Below are 20,181 nucleotides of genomic sequence, written 5' to 3' on the forward strand. Positions count from 1 at the left end.
TGAGGCTCCAGGCAGTTTTCATTGTAGATGAATCAAAGGAGCTTCAGATGAGCAGTGTTCTTGTGGTGCATGGCAGTCCGCGTGGTGAACGTTCCCATTCCCGGCGTCTGGCCGAAACCTTTCTGTCGGCCTGGCAGGCCGTCCATCCCGACGCCCTGACGACTCGTCGTGAAGTGGGGCGCACCTTGATACCACCGGTCAACGAAGCCTTCATTGCCGCCGCCTTCTATCCCGAGCCCCAGACACGGCCGCTGACCATGCAGGCGGACCTGGCATTGAGCGACACCCTGGTCGCGGAGCTGCGGGCCCACGACCGGCTGGTGATTTCCGCGCCCATGCACAACTTCAGCGTGCCGGGCGGGGTGAAGGCGTGGATCGATCAAATCGTGCGGATCGGCCTGACCTTCAACCACAGCCTGGACAACGGTGTCTCGCATTACGAGCCGCTGGTGCTGGGCAAGAAAGCCCTGATCGTGACCAGCCGTGGCGACTTCGGCTTCGGTCCCGGCGGACAGCTGGAGGCGATGAACCATGCCGACACCCTGTTGCGCACGGTCCTGGGGTTTATCGGCATCACCGATGTGACCGTGGTTGCCGCCGAAGGCGAAGAATCGGCCGAGCGCAGCTTTGCCCAGTCCTGCGCTGAGGCCGAGCAGCGCCTGCTGGCGTTGGCGCGGACCTTCTGATGGCCTGGGTCTATCTGCTGGTGGCGGCCGGCTTCGAGGTCACGTTCGCCATGGGCATGAAATACGCCGAAGGCTTCACCCGTCCATGGCCCTCGCTGATCACGGTGGTGGCCGCGGTCGGCGGAATCTGGTTCCTGACACTGTCAATGCGCGAACTGCCGGTGAGCGTGGCGTATCCGATCTGGACGGCTATCGGCTCCCTGGGCACCGTATTGCTGGGATTCGTGCTGCTGGGGGAAAGCCTGACGCTGGTCAAGCTGGTCTCGGTGGGGCTGATCGTGGCGGGGGTGAGCGGGCTGAAGTGACGGGGGTGTCATAGACTGGTCATCATCGATGCCGATGCTGGCACACCCCTCCGATCACAAGGACGTCCACCCATGTCGCAACAATGTGCCACCCGCTATCCGTTGGTGCTGGTTCCGGGAATGCTCGGGTTCATTCGCCTGGTGCTGTATCCGTACTGGTATGGGATCGTCTCGGCGCTGCGTCTAAGAGGGGCGGTAGTGGTGGCGGTGAAAGTGTCGCCGCTGCATTCATCCGAGGTGCGTGGCGAGCAACTGTTGGTGCAGATCCAGGACATCCTGCGCCAGACCGGGGCCGGCAAGGTCAACCTGATCGGCCATAGCCAGGGCGCCCTGACGGCCCGTTACGTAGCGGCCAGGCGCCCGGACCTGGTGGCCTCGGTCACCTCGGTGGCCGGGCCCAACCACGGCTCGGAGCTGGCCGACTACCTGCGCATCCATTACCCATCCGACCGTGCCAAGGGCCGCCTGCTCAAAGCCCTGCTGTGGCTGATCAATGCCCTGATGAACCTGCTGGAGACCGGCTATCGCGGGCCGAAGCTGCCGGTGGATATCCAGGCGTCCCATGAATCCCTGACCACCACCGGTGTGGCGCTGTTCAACGAGCGTTATCCACAGGGTCTGCCTGACACCTGGGGCGGGCAGGGGCCGGAAGAGGTCGACGGCGTACGTTATTACTCCTGGTCCGGGATCCTGCAGCCAGGCAGGACCGACAGGGGGCGCAATCTGTTCGATGGCACGAACCGCAGCTGCCGGCTGTTCGCCCGCACCTTCGTCCGCGAGGCGGGGCAGTGCGATGGCATGGTCGGGCGATTCAGTTCACACCTGGGTACGGTGATCGGCGACGACTATCCATTGGACCATTTCGACATCGTCAACCAGTCGTTGGGGTTGGTGGGGCGAGGAGCCGAGCCGGTCCGCTTGTTTGTCGAGCATGCCCAGCGCTTGAAGGCGGCCGGGGTATGAGAGGCCGTGGATGTAACGGGGATGTCTACACTGCTTTGTACCGCCGCCTCTTGCGCGGCTACAAGGAGAAGCATCATGAACCGGTTGCGTGTGCCTTTGCTGGTGGTCGGTTTACTGCTGTGTACCGAAGGTTTTGCCGCCAACTCTCAACAGACCCTGATGGTCACCTGCAATGCCGACGCCACGGCCCAGGGTCTGAAGGGCGATGCACGACGGGAATTCATGGGGTCCTGCCTCAAGACCAAGCCACCTGAAGGGCCGGTCACGCCTCAGGAACGTATGACGAGCTGCAATGCCACGGCCACGGCCCAGGCATTGAAGGGCGATGCCCGCAAGGCATTCATGAGCGATTGCCTGAAGAAAAAATAACCCGGGCCAGTGGGGCCTCATCGCGAGCAGGCCCCACTGGCGCCTGGAAAAAAAATACCTGCACCTGCGACTGGGGACGGCCGATACAATCCCTGGGCTTTTCATACAGAGCCTAGTGCTGCCCGTGGATCGCTGGCAGACTGCCAATCCTTTCACGCCGTTTCGTTCTGAGGCTGTATGCCAACGTTTTCTCAGCGTCATGTGTTGTTGGTGATCAGTTGGGTGATCATTTTTGGTGGGTTGTTGCTGGTGTTGCCGTTGCGCCTGTTGCCCAGCCTGCTGGCCGGGTTGCTGGTGTTCGAGCTGGTCAACATGTTGACCCCGCAGTTGCAGCGGTTGATCGAAGGCCGGCGCGCACGCTGGCTGGCAGTGGCGTTGCTGGGCACGCTGGTGGTCAGCGTACTGACTCTGATCTTCGCCGGCGCCTTCAGCTTTCTCCTGCATGAAGCGGAGAATCCCGGTGCGTCCCTGGACAAGTTCATGGCAGTGGTCGACCGCGCCCGCGGGCAACTGCCACCGTTCATCGATGCCTACCTGCCGGCCAGCGCCGCCGAGTTCCGGGTAGCGATCGGCGATTGGATGAGCAAGCACCTGAGCGACCTGCAACTGGTGGGCAAGGATGCGGCCCACATGTTCGTGACGCTGCTGATCGGCATGGTGCTGGGGGCCATCGTCGCCCTGCAGCGCATCCCCGACCTGACCAAGCGCAAGCCCCTGGCCGCCGCGCTGTTCGACCGCCTGAACCTGCTGGTCAAGGCGTTTCGCAACATCGTCTTCGCCCAGATCAAGATCTCCCTGCTCAACACTTTCTTCACCGGGATCTTCCTGGCGGTGGTACTGCCGCTGTTCGGGATCAAGCTGCCGCTGACCAAGACTCTGATCGTGATGACGTTCCTGCTGGGGTTGTTGCCGGTCATCGGCAATCTCATCTCCAACACCCTGATCACCATCGTCGGCCTGTCCCTGTCGATCTGGGTGGCGATGGCGGCGCTGGGTTACCTGATCGTGATCCACAAGCTGGAGTACTTCCTCAATGCCCGCATCGTTGGCGGGCAGATCAGTGCCAAGTCCTGGGAACTGCTCATGGCGATGCTGGTATTCGAGGCGGCTTTTGGCCTGCCGGGGGTGGTGGCGGGACCGATCTACTACGCCTACCTCAAGAGCGAGTTGAAGCAGGTGGGGATGGTCTGATCCGGTAGCGATGGTGCCTGGCCTGGCGCCATCGCGAGCAAGCTCGCGATGCAGGCGCCTCGGTCTGGGATCAGACCTGCGTTCCGTACCGCTTCATCGCTTCGATCGCCAGCCCGCTGCCGATGCTGCCAAAGATATTGCCCTCCACATGCCGTGCCCGGGGCAGCATCGCGGCGACGCTGTTGCGCAGTGCCGGAATGCCGCTGGAGCCACCGGTAAAGAACACCGTGTCCACCTGCCCCACGTCTACATTGGCATCACCGAGCAATTGCGTGACGCTGGCACGCACTCGCTCCAGCAGGCCGTCGATCGCCGATTCGAACAGCGCCCGGCTCAGGTCCACGCTCAGGCCCGGCTCGATCCGATCCAGCGCCACATGCCGATGGTCGGCCTGGGTCAGCTGGATCTTGGTTTCTTCCACTTCCATTGCCAGCCAATGCCCGGCGCGCTGTTCGATCAGCTTGAACAGCCGGTCGATGCCACCGGTGTCCTCGATGTCGTAGCGCATGCTGCCCAGGGCCAGGGTGGACTTCTGCGAATACACCGCGTTGATGGTGTGCCAGGTCGCCAGGTTCATGTGGTGACTGGTGGGCATGTAGGCGCCGCTTTTCATCCGGCTGCCATAGCCGAACAGTGGCATCAGGCCGGCCAGGGAGAGCTGCTTGTCGAAGTCGGTCCCGCCGATGTGCACGCCGCCGGTGGCGAGGATGTCGGCATGACGGTTGTCGTGGGTGCGGCGCTCCGGTGACAGTCGCACGAGAGAGAAGTCCGAGGTACCGCCGCCAATGTCGACGATCAGCACCAGCTCTTCTCTCTCGATGGTCGATTCATAATCGAACGCCGCCGCAATGGGCTCGTACTGGAACGAGACCTCCTTGAAGCCGATGGCTCGGGCCACGTCTGCCAGGGTGTTTTGCGCTTCCTGGTCGGCCAGTTCGTCGTCATCGACGAAAAACACCGGACGCCCCAGCACGACTTCTTCGAACTCGCGGCCGGCAGTGGCTTCGGCGCGTTTCTTCAACTGGCCGATGTACAGCCCCAGCAGGTCCTTGAATGGCATTGCCGTGCCCAGCACGCTGGTATCGTGCTTGATCAGCTTGGAACCCAGCAGGCTCTTGAGCGAGCGCATCAGGCGGCCTTCGTAGCCTTCCAGGTATTCGTACAGGGCCAGGCGGCCGTAGACCGGGCGGCGCTCCTCCTGATTGAAAAAAACCACCGAAGGCAGGGTGATCTTGTCGTCCTCCAGCGCGATCAGCGTTTCCATGCCGGGGCGCAGCCAGCCGACGGTGGAGTTGGACGTGCCGAAGTCGATGCCGCAGGCACGGGCCGAGGATGCGTTTTTCATGTCTTCCAGGTTCCGGTTGAAAAAACGGCCGCGCAGTGTATGCCAGTACGCAGCGGATTCGAAGGCCGGCTATCCGGCAGGCATGAAAAGAATCGCAGGATGTACATAGTGCGCTGAAAAAACGGCCTGTGCGCCAGTCCAGCCTTGAAAGGGCCGGTTTTATCCCCAATCTTGTATGCATCAACGGGTGGTCACAGGGCGAGCGCAAGAATCGCCACCGACTGCCGATAAACTTCTGATACGCCGCCCGGTCACAACCTTGAGGTTGGTCAACCCGCTGTCCGCTCATCCGGGCATGCTGTGCGTGGCGGTGCGACGTCGATAACGGATGGTGATGCTTCGATGGACTTCAAAGACTACTACAAGATTCTGGGTGTCGAGCCGACGGCTGACGACAGCACGATCAAGGCTGCCTACCGCAAGCTGGCGCGCAAATACCACCCGGATGTCAGCAAGGAAAAAGACGCCGAGACCAAGTTCAAGGACGTCTCCGAGGCCTATGAAGCGCTGAAAAGCGCCGACAAGCGCGCCGAGTACGATGACCTGCGGCGCTACGGTCAGCACGGTCAACCGTTCCAGGGGCCGCCGGGCTGGCAGAGCCGTGGCGGTTTTGGCGGCCAGGACACCGGGGACTTCTCGGACTTCTTCAGTTCGATCTTCGGAAATCGCGGATCAGGTTTCGGTGGCGGGCAATCGGGTCGCAGCGCCGGCCGTCGGGGGCAGGACGTGGAACTGGAATTACCGATCTTCCTGGAAGAGACCCTGTCCAACGAATCGAAGAAGATCAGTTACCAGGTGCCGCAGCACAACGCCGCAGGCCAGCACGTGAGCAACACCACCAAGAGCCTGAACGTGAAGATCCCTCTGGGGGTGACCGACGGCGAGCGCATCCGCCTCAAGGGCCAGGGCGCGCCAGGCATCGGTGGCGGCGCCAATGGCGACCTGTACCTGACCATTCGCTTCGCCCCGCACCCCAAGTTCGATGTCGAAGGCCAGGACCTGATCATCACCTTGCCCCTGGCGCCCTGGGAATTGGCCCTGGGCACCGAAGTGGCTGTCCCGACCCTCACCGGCAAGATCAACCTCAAGGTCCCGGCCGGCAGCCAGAACGGCCAGCGCATGCGCGCCAAGGGGCACGGCCTGCGCAACAAGGCGGGCGAACGGGGTTACCTGTTCGTGCAACTCAAGGCCGTGATGCCCAAGGCCAACGACGAGTCGGTCAAGGCATTGTGGGCGGAGCTGGCGAAGAAAGCTGCGTTCGATCCACGGGCGAATTTCTGACGGCCCAGGTCATCACACCGCTGCTGCACGGTTAGAGCATTGGGAGAAGCAGACCATGAACAACCCGATCATTGAACTGAACCTGAAGGAATTCTGCGAGGCCGCCGCGCTGGCGGATGTCCATGTGATAGAAATCGTCGCCCATGGCATTCTCGAACCCCACGGCAAGGCCCCATCCGACTGGCGTTTCACCGACTACGAACTGGTCCTGGCGCGCCGCGCCGCCAAGTTGCGGCGTGAATTGGAACTGGAATGGGACGGCGTCGCCCTGGCGCTGGACCTGCTGGAGGAAGTGCAGCAACTGCGCAGCGAAAACCGCATGCTCAAGCAGCGGTTGGGGCGGCTGGTGGAGTGACGCAGCCCTTGAGCTAAATGCAGGCCCTGTGGCGAGGGGAAACGTCGCACCGCCCCGCTGGGCTGCGCATCAGCCCCAGAGAAGGGTTGGACGCAATCGGCCTGACACACCGAGGTGCTGAGTCTTGGGCTGCTGCGCAGCCCAGCGGGGCGACGTTTCGCTAAATCCCCTCGCCACAGACTCTACCGCCTCACCACAGGTTGGATTCCTTCACCCCCGGATCGCCCAATTGCTCCCTACCGAAATATGTAGTCGGCCAGTGTCAGTCGACCATCAAAACAGAAAATAGCGCTGCGCCATCGGCAGCACCTCAGCCGGTTCGCACCACAGCAACACCCCGTCGGCCTTGACCTGGTAAGTCTGTGGATCGACGTCGATGCTCGGCAGGTAGTCGTTGTGGATCAGGTCGGTCTTCTGCACGTCGCGGCAACCTTTGACCACGGCGATTCTTTTCTTCAGCCCCAGTTGTTCCGGCAACCCGGCCTCGGCAGCGGCCTGGCTGATGAAGGTCAGGCTGGTGGCGTGACGCGAGCCGCCAAAGCTTGCGAACATCGGTCGGTAGTGCACCGGTTGCGGCGTCGGAATCGAGGCGTTGGCGTCGCCCATCAGGCTGGCGGCAATCGCGCCGCCCTTGAGGATCAGCGTCGGCTTGACGCCGAAGAACGCCGGGCGCCACAGCACCAGGTCGGCCCACTTGCCCACTTCGATGGAGCCCACCTCATGGCTGATGCCATGGGTGATCGCCGGATTGATGGTGTACTTGGCGATGTAGCGCTTGATGCGGAAGTTGTCGTTGCCCTCGCCATCCCCAGGCAGGGCGCCGCGTTGCTTCTTCATCTTGTCGGCGGTCTGCCAGGTACGCGTGATGACTTCGCCGACGCGGCCCATGGCCTGGCTGTCGGAGCTGATCATCGAGAACGCGCCCAGGTCATGGAGAATGTCCTCGGCGGCGATGGTCTCGCGGCGGATGCGGCTCTCGGCGAAGGCCACGTCCTCGGCGATGCTCGGGTCCAGGTGATGACAGACCATCAGCATGTCCAGGTGTTCGTCGATGGTGTTGCGGGTGAACGGCCGGGTCGGGTTGGTGGAACTGGGCAACACGTTGGGGAAACCGCAGGCCTTGATGATGTCCGGCGCATGCCCGCCACCGGCACCTTCGGTGTGGTAGGTGTGGATGGTGCGGCCCTTGAACGCGGCGAGGGTGGTTTCCACGAAGCCCGACTCGTTGAGGGTGTCGGTGTGGATCGCCACCTGCACATCGTATTGGTCGGCCACGCTCAGGCAGTTGTCGATGGCCGCGGGCGTGGTGCCCCAGTCTTCGTGCAGCTTCAGGCCGATGGCCCCGGCCTTGACCTGCTCGATCAACGGCTCCGGCAGGCTGGCGTTGCCCTTGCCGGTCAGGCCGATGTTCATCGCGAATGCATCCGCTGCCTGGAGCATGCGCGCCAGGTGCCACGGGCCGGAGGTGCAGGTGGTGGCGTTGGTTCCGGTGGCCGGGCCCGTGCCGCCGCCGATCATGGTGGTGACGCCGCTCATCAGGGCTTCTTCGATCTGCTGCGGGCAGATGAAGTGAATATGGGTGTCGATGCCGCCGGCCGTGAGGATCATGCCCTCGCCGGCGATCACTTCGGTGCTGGCGCCGATGGCGATGGTCACGTCGGGCTGGATGTCCGGGTTGCCGGCCTTGCCGATGGCGGCGATGCGGCCGTCCTTGAGGCCCACATCGGCCTTGACGATCCCCCAGTGGTCGATGATCAGTGCGTTGGTGATCAGCGTGTCGACCACTTCGGCGGCCAGCAGTTGACCCTGGCCCATGCCGTCGCGGATCACCTTGCCGCCGCCGAATTTCACTTCTTCGCCATAGGTGGTGAAGTCTTTCTCCACTTCGATCCACAACTCGGTGTCGGCCAGGCGGACCTTGTCGCCGACAGTGGGGCCGAACATGTCGGCATAGGCTTGTCTCGAAATCTTCATGTGCTTGCCTTGGAATTCGATTGGATGTTGAAACCGTTCGCTGCGCTCACTCATCGCGAGCAAGCTCGCTGCCACATTTGATCGCGTTCCCCTGTGGGAGCGAGCCTGCTCGCGATGAGGCGGGTGCAGGCACCCATGACTTACAGGTCGCCCATGACCCGCCCGGCAAACCCGAACACCCGGCGATGCCCGGCCAGGTCCACCAACTCCACTTCCCGGCTCTGACCCGGCTCGAAGCGCACGGCGGTGCCGGCGGGGATGTTCAGGCGCATGCCGCGACTGGCGGCGCGGTCGAAGCTCAAGGCATCGTTGGTCTCGAAAAAGTGAAAGTGCGAGCCGACCTGGATCGGCCGGTCGCCCTGGTTGGCGACGGTGAGCGTCAAGGTGCGGCGACCGGCGTTGAGTTCGATGTCGCCGGGCTGGACCTGGTATTGGCCTGGAATCATTGCGGTTGTCCCAAAGTCTTGTAGTAGATGGCGGTCGGGCTGTAGTTGCCGTCCGGGCTCTGGCAGTAGTCGGGCAGTTCGCCGACGCGGGTGTAGCCCATGGCGCGGTAGAACGCTTCGGCCTCGGAGCCGGCCTCGGTGTCGAGGTACAACAGGCCGCGCTTGTGCTGGCGAGCGCCGAGTTCCAGGGCGCTCATCAATTGCTGGCCCAGGCCCCGGCGCCGGGCATCGCCGCGCACCAGCAACTTCTGCACTTCGGCACGGTTGAGGCCGTTGGGCTTCTGGCACAGGGCAAGCTGGACACTGGCCTGGACCTGTTCATCCTTGACCACCACCCACAGCAGCAGGTGGCCCTGGTTGAGGCTGGCCTGGACCTCGTCGAAATAGGCGCGGGCCTGGGTCGCATCGAGGTCGGCCATGAACCCCACGCTGGCGCCGTTTTCGACGGCGTCGAGCAACAGGTCGATCAGGCCCTGGCGGTAATGCGCAAAGCTTTCAGCGTGGACTCGACGCAACTGGGCGGGATTCATCGGCTTTTCACTCCTTGTGCAAGGCTGGCGCTGGCGCACCGGGGTTGAGGATCAACTGCATGAAGGTCAGGTCGAGCCAGCGACCGAACTTGACGCCCACCTGGGGCATCTGTCCGGTGACGACGAACCCGGCCCGCTCATGCAGGCGGATCGAGGCCGCGTTGCCGCTTTCGATAGCCGCGACCATGACATGCTTGCCGCAGGCCCTGGCACGTTCGATCAGCGCCGCCATCAGCCGTGGGCCGAGGCCATGGCCGCGTTGGTCGCTGCGCACGTACACCGAATGCTCCACGGTGTGCCGGAAGCCGTCGAAGGGACGCCAGTCACCGAACGAAGCGTAGCCGAGCACATGCCCTTGGCCTTCGATCACCAGGACCGGATATCCCTGGGCCTGCCGGCCGTCGAGCCAGGCCTGGCGGTTGTCCAGGTCCACGGCCTGTTCGTTCCAGATGGCCGTGGTGTTGAGCACCGCGTCGTTGTAGATGTCGCGCAAGGCCGGCAGGTCTGCGGGGCGAGCGTCGCGAATCTGGTAGGTCATGAGGTGGCCTCAGGCGATGGGCTGGTGGACGGTGACCAGCTTGGTGCCGTCGGGAAACGTCGCCTCGACCTGGATTTCAGGGATCATTTCCGGGATGCCTTCCATCACTTGCTCGCGGCTCAGCAGGGTGGTGCCGTAGTGCATCAGTTCAGCCACCGTCTGGCCGTCCCGGGCGCCTTCGAGCAGGGCCGCGGAAATGTAGGCCATGGCCTCCGGATAGTTGAGCTTCAGACCACGGGCCAACCGTCGTTCGGCGACGAGGCCGGCGGTGAAGATCAGCAGCTTGTCTTTTTCGCGTGGGGTCAGGTCCATGTGCAATCCATAAGGGCAGATAAATAGTTTGCGCTGTAAACACGCCCCCTGTGGGAGCGAGCAAGCTCGCTCCCACAGAAAGCAGATCAAGTGCTCCAGATTCTCGGTGGTACGGCCTCTCTTCCGAGCAATGCGGGCCTGAGCAAGCGCCATAATTCAATCAACCATCCCCGCGCCAGCAGCGCCTCGCTCGCCAGGCAGCGGGCCACGACCAGGCCCGGCAGCTGGGTCAGGTCGCCGCGCACCGCTTGGCCCAGGGATCGGCATCGCTCCAGCAGCTGGCTGTCGATCTCGCCGGTCACCAGCATCGTGGCAAACACCGGGTCGCCACCCAGCCCGATGGGCGAATCCAGCAGCCCGTCACCGCCCGTGATGCGCTGGCGCTCATGCCACAGCAACTGGCCGTTGCGGCGAATGTCCAGTCGCGATTGAAAGTGTCCCAGGTCGAACCGCTCGCCGCTGGCCGGTCGGCCGAGGGCGACCATGTCCCAGTAGAACAGGCGTGCGTCGCCCTGCAGATCGATACGCGTGCTGAGTTCGGCCTGGGCCGCGCTGAAGACGATGGTTTCCTGGGGCAACCATTCCAGTGTCGCGCCGGCCGCCACGCTCAGGTTCAGTTGCTGATAGGCGGGCCCCGCTGCGCGGTACCACTTGGCCGCGCCCGGGCTGGTCAGTTGCGTCCAGGCGCCAGGGCCGACGTGGGCCGAGATGTCCAGCCGGTCACCGCCGGCAATCCCGCCGGGCGGGTGGACGATGATGTGCTGGCACACCTCGGGACCTTCGGCGTACAAGTGCTTCTGCACCCGCAGCGGGCCTTTGTGACGGCGCTGTACCGGGCGTGTGCACTCACCGAATCGGGCGTAGCCCAATTCCAGCTCGGCGTGCCAGCTGGGAGTGAACAGGGCCGGAGGCGCCAATGAACAGACAGGTAGATTCATGATTTCTGATTATCGTCAGGACGCTACAGACTAGATCGTAACCAGCCCGCGCACACCCTCGGCTTCCATATTTTCTCCGCGCCCCTGCTGCACGATCTCGCCCCGGGACATCACCAGGTATTGATCGGCCAGTTCGGCGGCGAAGTCGTAGAACTGCTCCACCAACAGAATCGCCATGTCACCCCGGGCCGCCAGTTTCTTGATCACCGCCCCGATTTCCTTGATCACCGACGGCTGGATGCCTTCGGTGGGTTCGTCGAGGATCAGCAGCCGCGGGCGACTGGCCAGGGCCCGGCCGATGGCAAGCTGTTGTTGCTGCCCACCGGAGAGGTCGCCTCCGCGGCGCTGTTTCATCTGCAGCAACACCGGGAACAGTTCATAGATGAACGCCGGTACCTCCCGGGCTTCGGACCCCGGAAAGCGCGACAGGCCCATCAGCAGGTTTTCTTCCACGGTCAACCGTCCGAAGATTTCCCGGCCCTGGGGCACATAGGCGATGCCCGCGTGGACCCGCTGGTGCGGCTTGAACGCTGTGATGGCCTTGCCTTCCCAATTCACCGCGCCTTCCCTGGCTGGCAACAGGCCCATCAGACATTTGAGCAGCGTGGTCTTGCCCACGCCGTTGCGCCCCAGCAGGCAGGTCACCTCGCCCACCTTGGCGTCGAACGACAGGCCTCGCAGGATGTGGCTACCGCCATAGTACTGGTGCAGCTTGTCGACTTGCAGCATGTTCCAGATTCTCCTGAAGTTCCCTGTGGGAGCAGCATTTGCCGCTCAGCGACCGAGATACACCTCGATCACCCGTTCGTTGTCCTGTACCTGCGCCAGTGACCCTTCGGCCAGTACGCTGCCCTGGTGCAGCACGGTGACGTGGTCGGCGATGGTGCCGACGAAGCCCATGTCGTGTTCCACCACCATCAGCGAATGCTTGCCCGCCAGGGTCTTGAACAGTTCGGCGGTGAAGTCGGTTTCGGCGTCGGTCATGCCCGCCACCGGCTCGTCGAGCAGCAGCAATTGCGGGTCCTGTACCAGCAGCATGCCGATCTCCAGGAACTGCTTCTGCCCGTGGGACAACAACCCTGCCGCGCGGTTGACCGACGGCGTGAGGCGGATGGTCTCCAGCACTTCGTCGATGCGGTCGCGCTGCTCGCCGGTCAGTCTGGCCCGCAGGCTGGCCCAGACCGATTTGTCGGCCTTCAATGCCAGCTCCAGGTTTTCGAACACGCTCAGGGCCTCGAATACCGTGGGCTTCTGGAACTTGCGACCGATACCGGCCTGGGCAATCTGCACCTCGCTCATGCTGGTCAGGTCCAGGGTCTCGCCGAACCAGGCCTTGCCATGGCTGGGGCGGGTCTTGCCGGTGATCACGTCCATCAAGGTGGTCTTGCCCGCGCCGTTGGGGCCGATGATGCAGCGCAGCTCGCCGACGCCGATGTACAGGTTCAGGTCGTTCAGGGCCTTGAAGCCGTCGAAGCTGACGCTGATGTCTTCCAGGGTCAGGATGGTGCCATGGCGGGTGTTCAGGCCGACGCCCGCCGCCTGGCCGAGGCCGATGGCGTCGCGGCTGCTACCGGCGTCCTTGTTGGGCTCCGTGGGGAAGAAAGCAGGTTCGAGCATGAATTCGACACTCGCTGTGATTCTCATTGTTCAGCCCTTTTCTTCAGCAGGCCGATCACGCCCCTGGGCAGGTACAGGGTCACGACGATGAACAGCGCACCGAGGAAAAACAGCCAGTATTCCGGGAAGGCCACGGTGAACCAGCTCTTCATGCCGTTGACCACGCCGGCGCCCAGCAGGGGGCCGATCAACGTGCCGCGCCCGCCGAGTGCCACCCACACGGCGGCCTCGATGGAATTGGTCGGCGACATTTCGCTGGGGTTGATGATGCCTACCTGGGGCACATACAGCGCGCCGGCCAGGCCGCACAGGATGGCGCTCAATACCCAGACGAAGAGCTTGAAGCCCCGTGGATCGTAGCCGCAGAACATCAGGCGGTTTTCCGCGTCCCGCAGGGCGGTCAGTACCCGGCCGAACTTGCTGCGGGCCAGTCGCCAGCCGATGAACAGGCTGGCCACCAGCAACAGCACGGTGAGCAGGAACAGTACGGCGCGGGTGCCGGGTTCGGTGATGCCGAAGCCCAGGATCGAGCGGAAATTGGTGAAGCCGTTGTTGCCACCGAAACCGGTTTCGTTGCGAAAGAACAGCAGCATCCCGGCGAATGTCAGGGCCTGGGTCATGATCGAGAAATACACGCCCTTGATCCGCGAGCGAAAGGCGAAGAACCCGAAAACCAGCGCCAGCAGCCCCGGCGCCAGCACCACCAGGCACAGGGCCCAGAGGAAGCTGTCGGTGCCGGTCCAGTACCAGGGCAGTTCGCTCCACGACAGGAAGGTCATGAAGGCCGGCAAGCCATCCCCGGCGGCCTGGCGCATCAGGTACATGCCCATGGCGTAGCCGCCCAGGGCGAAGAACAGGCCGTGGCCCAGGGACAACAACCCGGCGTAGCCCCAGACCAGGTCCAGCGCCAGGGCGACGATGGCATAGCAGAGGATCTTGCCCACCAGTGTCAGGGTATAGGCCGACACGTGCAGTGTGTTGTCCGGTGGCAGCAGCGACAGCAGCGGCAGGCTCAGCAACAGTGCCAGGATCACCGCGCCAACGATGAAGGTGGTTTTGGGACCGGCCTTTTGCGCGGCCGTGAGCATCAGGGGCTGGTTCATCAGTCGATTACCCGTCCTTTGAGGGCGAAGAGGCCTTGCGGACGCTTCTGGATGAACAGAATGATCAGCGCGAGGATCAGGATCTTGCCGAGCACCGCGCCGATCTGCGGCTCGAGAATCTTGTTGGCGATGCCCAGGCCGAACGCGGCGGACACGCTGCCGGCCAACTGGCCGACGCCGCCCAGGACCACCACCAAGAACGAGTCGATGATGTAGCTCTGGCCCAGGTCCGGGCCGACGTTGCCGATCTGGCTCAGGGCCACGCCACCGAGCCCGGCAATGCCCGAGCCGAGGCCGAAGGCGAGCATGTCCACGCGACCGGTGGGCACGCCGCAGCAGGCGGCCATGTTGCGGTTCTGGGTGACGGCGCGCACGTTCAGGCCCAGGCGGGTCTTGTTCAGCAACAGCCAGGTCAACACCACCACGAACAGCGCGAAGGCGATGATCACGATACGGTTGTACGGCAGCACCAGGTTCGGCAATACCTGGATCCCACCCGACAGCCAGGCCGGGTTGGCGACCTCGACGTTCTGCGCGCCGAACACCAGGCGCACCAGCTGGATCAGCATCAGGCTGATGCCCCAGGTGGCGAGCAGGGTTTCCAGCGGGCGCCCGTAGAGGTGACGGATCACCGTGCGCTCCAGGGCCATGCCGATGGCGGCGGTGATGAAGAACGCCACTGGCAGGGCGATCAGCGGATAGAACTCGATGGCACCCGGCGCGAAGCGCTGGAACAGCATCTGCACGACATACGTGGAGTAGGCCCCCAGCATGAGCATCTCGCCGTGGGCCATGTTGATCACACCCAGCAGGCCGAAGGTGATCGCCAGGCCCAGCGCCGCCAGCAGCAGGATCGAACCCAGGGACATGCCGCTGAAGGCCTGGCCCAGCAGTTCGCCCACCAGGAGCTTGCGCTTGACCTGGCCGAGGCTGGTTTCGGCGGCGGTGCGCACGCCGGCATCGGTTTCGACGCCGGGTTCGAGCAGGCCTTCCAGGCGTGTGCGAGCCAGTGGGTCGCCGGTTTCACCCAGCAGCCGGACGGCGTTCAGGCGCACGCTCGGGTTGCTGTCCACCAGTTGCAGGTTCGCCAGGGCCAGGCTCAGGGCGGCGTGCACATCTTCGTCCTGTTCGCCGGCCAGTTGCCGGTCGAGGAATGCCAGTTGCGCCGGGCGGGCGCTTTTTTGCAATTGCTGCGCGGCGCCCAGGCGTACGCGGGCATCCGCGGCGAGCAGTTGATGGCTGGCCAGGGCGGTTTCCACCAGCCCTCGCAAGCGGTTGTTCAGGCGCAGGGTCTTCGGCTGGCCATCGATGGTCAGTTGGCCCCGCTGCAAGGCGTCGATCAGTTCGACACGCTCGGGCTCAGGTTGCGCGGCCCAGGTTTCAAGCAACCTGGCCTGCTGGGTCGGGTTGGCGGCGACGAAGTCTTCGGCGTCACCGGCGTGGGCCTCCAGTGGCAGCAGTAGCACCAGGGCGAGAATGAGGCGGTAAAGGGCAGTGGGCATATGCTAGGCCTTGCGCAGTGCTTTTTGTGGGAGCGAGCTTGCTCGCGATAGCGCAGTCTCAGTCACTGTTCTTCTGGCTGATCCACCGCTATCGCGAGCAAGCTCGCTCCCACAGGGTTGTGTATCGGCCCGGGGATCCGGGCCGACACCCATGGACTCAGTTGCTCTTCACCGCATAGTCAGGCTTCTTGTCGTTGCCGGCGATGAACGGGCTCCACGGTTGGGCACGGATCGGGCCTTCGGTCTGCCAGACCACGTTGAACTGGCCGTCGGCCTGGATCTCGCCGATCATCACCGGCTTGTGCAGGTGGTGGTTGGTCTTGTCCATGGTCAACGTGTAGCCCGACGGTGCCGCGAAGGTCTGGCCGGCCAGGGCTTCGCGAACCTTGTCGACGTCGGTGGACTTGGCTTTTTCCACCGCTTGCGCCCACATGTGGATACCCACGTAGGTGGCCTCCATCGGGTCGTTGGTCACGGCCTTATCGGCGCCCGGCAGGTTCTTGGCCTTGGCGTAGGCTTTCCAGGCTTCGACGAATTTCTTGTTCGTCGGGTTATCCACGGATTCGAAGTAGTTCCAAGCGGCGAGGTTGCCGATCAACGGTTTGGTGTCGATGCCGCGCAGTTCCTCTTCGCCCACCGAGAACGCCACCACCGGCACGTCGGTGGCCTTGAGGCCCTGGTTCGCCAGTTCCTTGTAGAACGGCACGTTGGAGTCGCCGTTGACCGTGGAGATCACGGCAGTCTTGCCACCGGCCGAGAATTTCTTGATGTTGGCGACGATGGTCTGGTAGTCGCTGTGGCCGAACGGGGTGTAGACCTCTTCGATGTCCTTGTCCGCCACGCCTTTGGAATGCAGGAATGCGCGCAGGATCTTGTTGGTGGTGCGTGGGTAGACATAGTCGGTGCCCAGCAGGAAGTAGCGCTTGGCGCTGCCGCCTTCTTCGCTCATCAGGTATTCCACCGCCGGGATCGCCTGCTGGTTCGGCGCCGCGCCGGTGTAGAACACGTTCGGCGACATTTCTTCGCCTTCGTACTGCACCGGGTAGAACAGCAGGCCGTTGAGTTCTTCGAAGACCGGCAGTACGGATTTACGCGACACCGAGGTCCAGCAGCCGAACACCACTGCGACTTTGTCCTGGGTCAGCAGCTGACGACCTTTTTCCGCGAACAGCGGCCAGTTCGACGCTGGGTCCACGACCACCGCTTCAAGCTTCTTACCGTTGACTCCGCCCTTGGCGTTGATCTCGTCAATGGTCATCAGCGCCATGTCCTTGAGGGACGTCTCGGAGATCGCCATGGTGCCGGACAGCGAATGCAGGATGCCGACCTTGATGGTCTCGGCGGCCTGGACGGTCCAGGCCATGCCCATCGCGGCAATGCTGGCCGAGAGTGTAAAAGCCTTGATCAAGCTACGACGCTTCATGGTGCGATCTCCGTGGACTTATGAATTTTTTTCGAAGGCAGATGCAGACGCTGAAGGCGCTTTTGCAAGGGGTGTGCCCGGTCGGAAAAACACCCGTAAACAGGGAGTTGGCAATGACGGGAGCAGAACTTCTGCACCATCAGCGAACGCGTCATGGGTATTGGTGCGAAGGGATGCGCCACATTGGCGCGCAGTGGGGCAAGTGCCCTCCGGGAACAAGCCAGCTATGGCGAGGGGATTCATCCCCGCTGGGCTGCAAAGCAGCCCAACCAGATAGATGGCGACGGCAGGTTCCTGGGACTTCTGCGCAGCCCGACGGGGCGGTGCGACGTTTCGCTCAATCCCCTCGCCACAGGGCGAGTCGGTGACAAGTCAGCGGCGGCGCATCAGGCCGATGAAAAACAACCCGCCAATGGCAGCGGTGGCCACACCGATCGGCAAGTCCTCCGGTGCGATCAAGGTCCGGGCGGCCACGTCCACCCACACCAGGAACAGGCTGCCCAGCAGTACGCAGGCCGGCAGCAGTCGTCGATGTTCGGCACCCACCAGGCGCCGGGCGATGTGCGGCACCATCAGCCCGACGAACCCGATCGAGCCACTGATGGACACCAGCACGCCGGTCATCAGCGAGGCGATCAGGAAGATCCATACTCGCACTTTCGGCGCATTCAGGCCCAGGGTCACGGCGGTCTGCTCGCCGGCCATCAATGCATTCAACGGGCGAGCCATACCCAGCAGCAACACCAGCCCCAGCAGCACACTGGCAGCCGGCACCGCCAGCAATTCCCAGCGCGCCAGGCCCAGACCGCCCAGCATCCAGAACATCACCGCGGAGCTGGCGCGATGGTCACCGACAAACAGCAGCAGATTGGCCACCGCCATCATCACGAAGGATACCGCCACGCCGCACAGCAGCAGACGATCGCTTTCCAGGCGGCCCTGGCGGCTGGCAATCGCCAACACCAGCAGCATGCTCAGCAAGGCGCCGATGAACGCCGCCAGGGGCAGGGTCAGCAGGCCGACGATTTCGCCGACATGCAGCACCACGATCACCGCGCCCAGGGTCGCGCCGGAAGTGACGCCCAACAGATGTGGATCCGCCAGTGGGTTACGAGTCACCGCTTGCAGCACCGCACCGATCAGCGCCAGTCCCGCTCCAACCAGGGCGCCGAGGAGCAGGCGCGGGACGCGGATCAGCCACACGATGTGTTCCTGGCCGGGTGTCCAGTGGACTTGGCCTGCCCCGAAAGCCTTGTTCAGCAGGATGTCCCAGACCACCCCCACCGGCACCCGCGCCGGCCCGAAGCCCAGGGACACCACGCATGACACCAGCAGCAACGCGCCGAGCAGCACCAGCAGCGCGCCATAGCGACGTGTGGTCATCGGGCGTGGAATCCCTTCGCCAGGGTTTGCACCGCCAGTACGTTATCGATGCCCGGCGTGGCCTGGACATAAGGGATCACGATGAAGCGCCGCTGCCTGATCGCCTCCACCGACTGCAGGGCCGGATTGCTCAACAGGAACTGCTTTTTCTGCTCGGCGCTGACTTCACCGTAGTCGACGATCACGATGACCTGGGGGTTGCGCTCCACCACGTTCTCCCAGTTCACCCGGGTCCAGCTGGTCTCCACGTCGTCGAGAATGTTGCGTCCGCCCGCCGCCTCGATCAGCGCCTGGGGCATGCCCAGGCGCCCGGAGGTCATGGCCCGGTCTTCGCCGCTGTCATACAGGAACACCCGCGGTCGATCGGCGGGCAACTGTTCGCGGACTTCGGCCACTTGCGCCTGCATCGTGGCGATGAGTTCATTGGCGCGATCCTGGACGTCGAAGATCTTGCCGAGGTTGCGCAGGTCGTTATAGGTATCTTCCAGGGACGCCGCCGGACGTTTCATCACGAACGCGCAGGACTCGGTCAGCTCATACACATTGACCCCCAGGGGTTGCAGGGTCTGCGGTGTCAGGTCGCCGCCCACGCGCATGCCGTAGTCCCAGCCGGCGAAGAAGAAGTCCACGTTGGCATCGAGCAGGGTTTCCACGGAGGGGTACTTGGCCGCCAGCTCCGGCAGGCCTTCGAGGATCTTCGCCATCTCGGGAGTCACCGACTTCCAGCCACTGATGCCGCTGTAGCCCACCATGCGTGGCTTGAGCCCGAGGGCGAGCATCATCTGGGTCATGTTGATGTCATGGCTGACGGCGTGCCGGGGGGCCTGGTCGAACACGACCTGGCGGTTGCAGCTTTCGATCGTCAGCGGGTAGCGGGTGGCTTCGGCCAGGGCGTGGGCACTGCACAGCAGCATGGGCAGAAGCAGCAGGGAACGCAGGGTCATTGTTGGGTTATCCAGGTGATTCGTGGGTAGCCGGCCAGGGGATGTTCGTCCACCAGGGCTTCGATACCGAACACTTCGCGCAGCAGCGCGGCGGTCAGGACTTCTGCCGGCGTGCCGCTGGCGACGATCTGGCCGTGGTCGATCACGTACAGCCGGTCGCAGAAGGCAGCGGCGAGGTTCAGGTCATGGAGGCTGGCGAGGGTACCGATGCCGAGGCCCTTGATCAGTTGCAGCAGTTGCAGCTGATAGCGGGGATCGAGGTGGTTGGTCGGCTCGTCGAGGATCAGCAGTTGTGGCTGCTGGGCCAGTGCGCGGGCAAGGATAACCCGTTGTTTTTCACCGCCCGAGAGGGTCGCGAATGCATGGTCGCCAAAGCCTTCCAGACCGGCCGATGCCAGTGCCTGGCGCACAAGCCGCCGATCCTCGTGATCGTCGCCATCGAACAGGCCTTTATGAGGAGTGCGGCCCATGGCGACTACTTCTTCCACCGTCAGGCCGAAGGCGTCGGGAAACTCCTGCAGCACCACGGCGATGCGTTGAGCGCACCAGCGCGAGGATTGTTGCCAGACGTTGTAATGGGCCAGCTTCACCTCGCCATGTTCCGGTCGGCTGAAACGATAGGCGCAGCGCAACAGGCTGGTCTTGCCACTGCCGTTGGGCCCGATCAACCCGACGAATTCACCGGCCGCCACCTGCAGCGTGACGTCCCGCAGCTGGAACTGATGGTGGCAGTGACCGTGGCCCAGGGGCGTCCAGGCGAGATGGGTGAGGGACAGGGAGGTCATGCATCTACTCAAGTCATGGTGGCGCGCGCATCCCACAGGGTTGTGTTCGCGTTTTTCCAATAGCGGGCGCGATTGTAATGGTTCACGCCGCTTTCCGTTAACGCGCCGTCTTCAACCGCAGGATTAGATTGGCTCCGGTTGACAGCTCATCCCGCAACCGGGGCAGTGATTGCGTTGTAGCTTTGCCGTCT

At 63.5% G+C, this 20,181-nt stretch carries 22 protein-coding genes; 7 read left to right on the forward strand and 15 right to left on the reverse strand.

Annotated features, from left to right (window positions below; genetic code table 11):
* Positions 1–47 precede the first annotated feature (47 nt).
* The 5 genes from BLP99_RS14780 (at position 48) to BLP99_RS14800 (ending at position 3,514) form a co-directional block, all read left to right on the forward strand.
* Positions 48–686: an FMN-dependent NADH-azoreductase gene (locus tag BLP99_RS14780; RefSeq protein ID WP_092180642.1), complete on the forward strand. Its 639-nt coding sequence runs from the start codon at positions 48–50 to the stop codon at positions 684–686.
* Positions 686–991 (forward strand): DMT family transporter, encoded by a 306-nt coding sequence (locus tag BLP99_RS14785; protein ID WP_072397870.1) that lies wholly within the window; start codon positions 686–688, stop codon positions 989–991. The genes BLP99_RS14780 and BLP99_RS14785 overlap by 1 nt, the downstream gene beginning before the upstream one ends.
* Before the next feature lie 72 nt (positions 992–1,063).
* On the forward strand, positions 1,064–1,954 hold the full coding sequence (locus BLP99_RS14790) for an esterase/lipase family protein (protein WP_092180645.1): 891 nt from the start codon (positions 1,064–1,066) through the stop codon (positions 1,952–1,954).
* A 75-nt stretch (positions 1,955–2,029) separates the two neighbouring features.
* The gene (locus BLP99_RS14795; RefSeq protein WP_072431710.1) at positions 2,030–2,323 is read left to right on the forward strand and encodes a PsiF family protein; all 294 of its coding nucleotides are present in this window, start codon (positions 2,030–2,032) and stop codon (positions 2,321–2,323) included.
* A 177-nt stretch (positions 2,324–2,500) separates the two neighbouring features.
* Entirely contained in the window at positions 2,501–3,514 is a 1,014-nt protein-coding gene (locus BLP99_RS14800) for an AI-2E family transporter (RefSeq protein WP_072397867.1), read from the forward strand.
* Positions 3,515–3,584: 70 nt separating this feature from the next.
* On the opposite strand, the gene BLP99_RS14805 is transcribed toward BLP99_RS14800, so the two are convergent.
* Positions 3,585–4,859, reverse strand: coding sequence for an Hsp70 family protein (locus tag BLP99_RS14805; RefSeq protein ID WP_072397866.1), 1,275 nt, complete (start codon positions 4,857–4,859; stop codon positions 3,585–3,587).
* Positions 4,860–5,201: 342 nt separating this feature from the next.
* On the opposite strand from BLP99_RS14805, the gene BLP99_RS14810 reads away from it, so the two are divergent.
* Entirely contained in the window at positions 5,202–6,140 is a 939-nt protein-coding gene (locus tag BLP99_RS14810) for a DnaJ C-terminal domain-containing protein (protein WP_072397865.1), read from the forward strand.
* Positions 6,141–6,195: 55 nt separating this feature from the next.
* Positions 6,196–6,495, forward strand: coding sequence for a chaperone modulator CbpM (locus tag BLP99_RS14815; RefSeq protein WP_072397864.1), 300 nt, complete (start codon positions 6,196–6,198; stop codon positions 6,493–6,495).
* Positions 6,496–6,768: 273 nt separating this feature from the next.
* Here the strand turns inward: BLP99_RS14815 and ureC are convergent, their stop codons facing one another.
* The 14 genes from ureC to BLP99_RS14885 form a co-directional block, all read right to left on the reverse strand.
* The gene (gene ureC / locus BLP99_RS14820) at positions 6,769–8,469 is read right to left on the reverse strand and encodes an urease subunit alpha (RefSeq protein ID WP_092180706.1); all 1,701 of its coding nucleotides are present in this window, start codon (positions 8,467–8,469) and stop codon (positions 6,769–6,771) included.
* A gap of 140 nt (positions 8,470–8,609) precedes the next feature.
* Positions 8,610–8,915, reverse strand: a complete 306-nt coding sequence (locus BLP99_RS14825) for an urease subunit beta (RefSeq protein WP_072397863.1) — start codon at positions 8,913–8,915, stop codon at positions 8,610–8,612.
* Positions 8,912–9,445 (reverse strand): GNAT family N-acetyltransferase, encoded by a 534-nt coding sequence (locus BLP99_RS14830; RefSeq protein ID WP_072397862.1) that lies wholly within the window; start codon positions 9,443–9,445, stop codon positions 8,912–8,914. The genes BLP99_RS14825 and BLP99_RS14830 overlap by 4 nt, the downstream gene beginning before the upstream one ends.
* A 7-nt stretch (positions 9,446–9,452) precedes the next feature.
* The gene (locus tag BLP99_RS14835; protein WP_072397861.1) at positions 9,453–9,983 is read right to left on the reverse strand and encodes a GNAT family N-acetyltransferase; all 531 of its coding nucleotides are present in this window, start codon (positions 9,981–9,983) and stop codon (positions 9,453–9,455) included.
* A gap of 9 nt (positions 9,984–9,992) precedes the next feature.
* Positions 9,993–10,295 (reverse strand): urease subunit gamma, encoded by a 303-nt coding sequence (gene ureA / locus BLP99_RS14840; RefSeq protein ID WP_003197350.1) that lies wholly within the window; start codon positions 10,293–10,295, stop codon positions 9,993–9,995.
* Positions 10,296–10,381: 86 nt separating this feature from the next.
* Positions 10,382–11,233, reverse strand: a complete 852-nt coding sequence (locus BLP99_RS14845; RefSeq protein ID WP_072431715.1) for an urease accessory protein UreD — start codon at positions 11,231–11,233, stop codon at positions 10,382–10,384.
* A gap of 30 nt (positions 11,234–11,263) precedes the next feature.
* Positions 11,264–11,962, reverse strand: coding sequence for an urea ABC transporter ATP-binding subunit UrtE (gene urtE, locus BLP99_RS14850; protein ID WP_072397859.1), 699 nt, complete (start codon positions 11,960–11,962; stop codon positions 11,264–11,266).
* 45 nt (positions 11,963–12,007) lie between these two features.
* Positions 12,008–12,877, reverse strand: coding sequence for an urea ABC transporter ATP-binding protein UrtD (gene urtD, locus BLP99_RS14855; protein ID WP_072431716.1), 870 nt, complete (start codon positions 12,875–12,877; stop codon positions 12,008–12,010).
* Positions 12,874–13,953 (reverse strand): urea ABC transporter permease subunit UrtC, encoded by a 1,080-nt coding sequence (gene urtC, locus BLP99_RS14860; RefSeq protein ID WP_072397857.1) that lies wholly within the window; start codon positions 13,951–13,953, stop codon positions 12,874–12,876. The genes urtD and urtC overlap by 4 nt, the downstream gene beginning before the upstream one ends.
* Complete coding sequence (gene urtB / locus BLP99_RS14865) at positions 13,953–15,455, reverse strand: urea ABC transporter permease subunit UrtB (protein WP_092180648.1); 1,503 nt, start codon at positions 15,453–15,455, stop codon at positions 13,953–13,955. The genes urtC and urtB overlap by 1 nt, the downstream gene beginning before the upstream one ends.
* A gap of 157 nt (positions 15,456–15,612) precedes the next feature.
* Positions 15,613–16,878, reverse strand: coding sequence for an urea ABC transporter substrate-binding protein (urtA, locus tag BLP99_RS14870; RefSeq protein ID WP_072397855.1), 1,266 nt, complete (start codon positions 16,876–16,878; stop codon positions 15,613–15,615).
* Between the two features lie 372 nt (positions 16,879–17,250).
* Entirely contained in the window at positions 17,251–18,261 is a 1,011-nt protein-coding gene (locus BLP99_RS14875) for a FecCD family ABC transporter permease (RefSeq protein ID WP_072397854.1), read from the reverse strand.
* Entirely contained in the window at positions 18,258–19,205 is a 948-nt protein-coding gene (locus tag BLP99_RS14880; RefSeq protein ID WP_072397853.1) for an ABC transporter substrate-binding protein, read from the reverse strand. The genes BLP99_RS14875 and BLP99_RS14880 overlap by 4 nt, the downstream gene beginning before the upstream one ends.
* Complete coding sequence (locus BLP99_RS14885) at positions 19,202–19,990, reverse strand: ABC transporter ATP-binding protein (protein WP_072458621.1); 789 nt, start codon at positions 19,988–19,990, stop codon at positions 19,202–19,204. The genes BLP99_RS14880 and BLP99_RS14885 overlap by 4 nt, the downstream gene beginning before the upstream one ends.
* Between the last annotated feature and the right edge of the window lie 191 nt (positions 19,991–20,181).

It is taken from the genome of Pseudomonas sp. NFACC32-1, assembly GCF_900101215.1.
Classification (GTDB): Bacteria; Pseudomonadota; Gammaproteobacteria; order Pseudomonadales; family Pseudomonadaceae; genus Aquipseudomonas.

Coding starts and splice junctions, on each gene's coding strand:
- urtE (WP_072397859.1), bottom strand. CDS start 11,962: ATGCTGCAAGTCGACAAGCTGCACCAGTACTATGGCGGTAGCCACATC.
- BLP99_RS14845 (WP_072431715.1), bottom strand. CDS start 11,233: ATGAATCTACCTGTCTGTTCATTGGCGCCTCCGGCCCTGTTCACTCCC.
- BLP99_RS14795 (WP_072431710.1), top strand. CDS start 2,030: ATGAACCGGTTGCGTGTGCCTTTGCTGGTGGTCGGTTTACTGCTGTGT.
- urtC (WP_072397857.1), bottom strand. CDS start 13,953: ATGAACCAGCCCCTGATGCTCACGGCCGCGCAAAAGGCCGGTCCCAAA.
- BLP99_RS14885 (WP_072458621.1), bottom strand. CDS start 19,990: ATGACCTCCCTGTCCCTCACCCATCTCGCCTGGACGCCCCTGGGCCAC.
- BLP99_RS14875 (WP_072397854.1), bottom strand. CDS start 18,261: ATGACCACACGTCGCTATGGCGCGCTGCTGGTGCTGCTCGGCGCGTTG.
- BLP99_RS14835 (WP_072397861.1), bottom strand. CDS start 9,983: ATGACCTACCAGATTCGCGACGCTCGCCCCGCAGACCTGCCGGCCTTG.
- BLP99_RS14785 (WP_072397870.1), top strand. CDS start 686: ATGGCCTGGGTCTATCTGCTGGTGGCGGCCGGCTTCGAGGTCACGTTC.
- BLP99_RS14790 (WP_092180645.1), top strand. CDS start 1,064: ATGTCGCAACAATGTGCCACCCGCTATCCGTTGGTGCTGGTTCCGGGA.
- urtD (WP_072431716.1), bottom strand. CDS start 12,877: ATGAGAATCACAGCGAGTGTCGAATTCATGCTCGAACCTGCTTTCTTC.
- BLP99_RS14815 (WP_072397864.1), top strand. CDS start 6,196: ATGAACAACCCGATCATTGAACTGAACCTGAAGGAATTCTGCGAGGCC.
- BLP99_RS14810 (WP_072397865.1), top strand. CDS start 5,202: ATGGACTTCAAAGACTACTACAAGATTCTGGGTGTCGAGCCGACGGCT.
- ureC (WP_092180706.1), bottom strand. CDS start 8,469: ATGAAGATTTCGAGACAAGCCTATGCCGACATGTTCGGCCCCACTGTC.
- urtB (WP_092180648.1), bottom strand. CDS start 15,455: ATGCCCACTGCCCTTTACCGCCTCATTCTCGCCCTGGTGCTACTGCTG.
- ureA (WP_003197350.1), bottom strand. CDS start 10,295: ATGGACCTGACCCCACGCGAAAAAGACAAGCTGCTGATCTTCACCGCC.
- urtA (WP_072397855.1), bottom strand. CDS start 16,878: ATGAAGCGTCGTAGCTTGATCAAGGCTTTTACACTCTCGGCCAGCATT.
- BLP99_RS14780 (WP_092180642.1), top strand. CDS start 48: ATGAGCAGTGTTCTTGTGGTGCATGGCAGTCCGCGTGGTGAACGTTCC.
- BLP99_RS14880 (WP_072397853.1), bottom strand. CDS start 19,205: ATGACCCTGCGTTCCCTGCTGCTTCTGCCCATGCTGCTGTGCAGTGCC.
- BLP99_RS14805 (WP_072397866.1), bottom strand. CDS start 4,859: ATGAAAAACGCATCCTCGGCCCGTGCCTGCGGCATCGACTTCGGCACG.
- BLP99_RS14800 (WP_072397867.1), top strand. CDS start 2,501: ATGCCAACGTTTTCTCAGCGTCATGTGTTGTTGGTGATCAGTTGGGTG.
- BLP99_RS14830 (WP_072397862.1), bottom strand. CDS start 9,445: ATGAATCCCGCCCAGTTGCGTCGAGTCCACGCTGAAAGCTTTGCGCAT.
- BLP99_RS14825 (WP_072397863.1), bottom strand. CDS start 8,915: ATGATTCCAGGCCAATACCAGGTCCAGCCCGGCGACATCGAACTCAAC.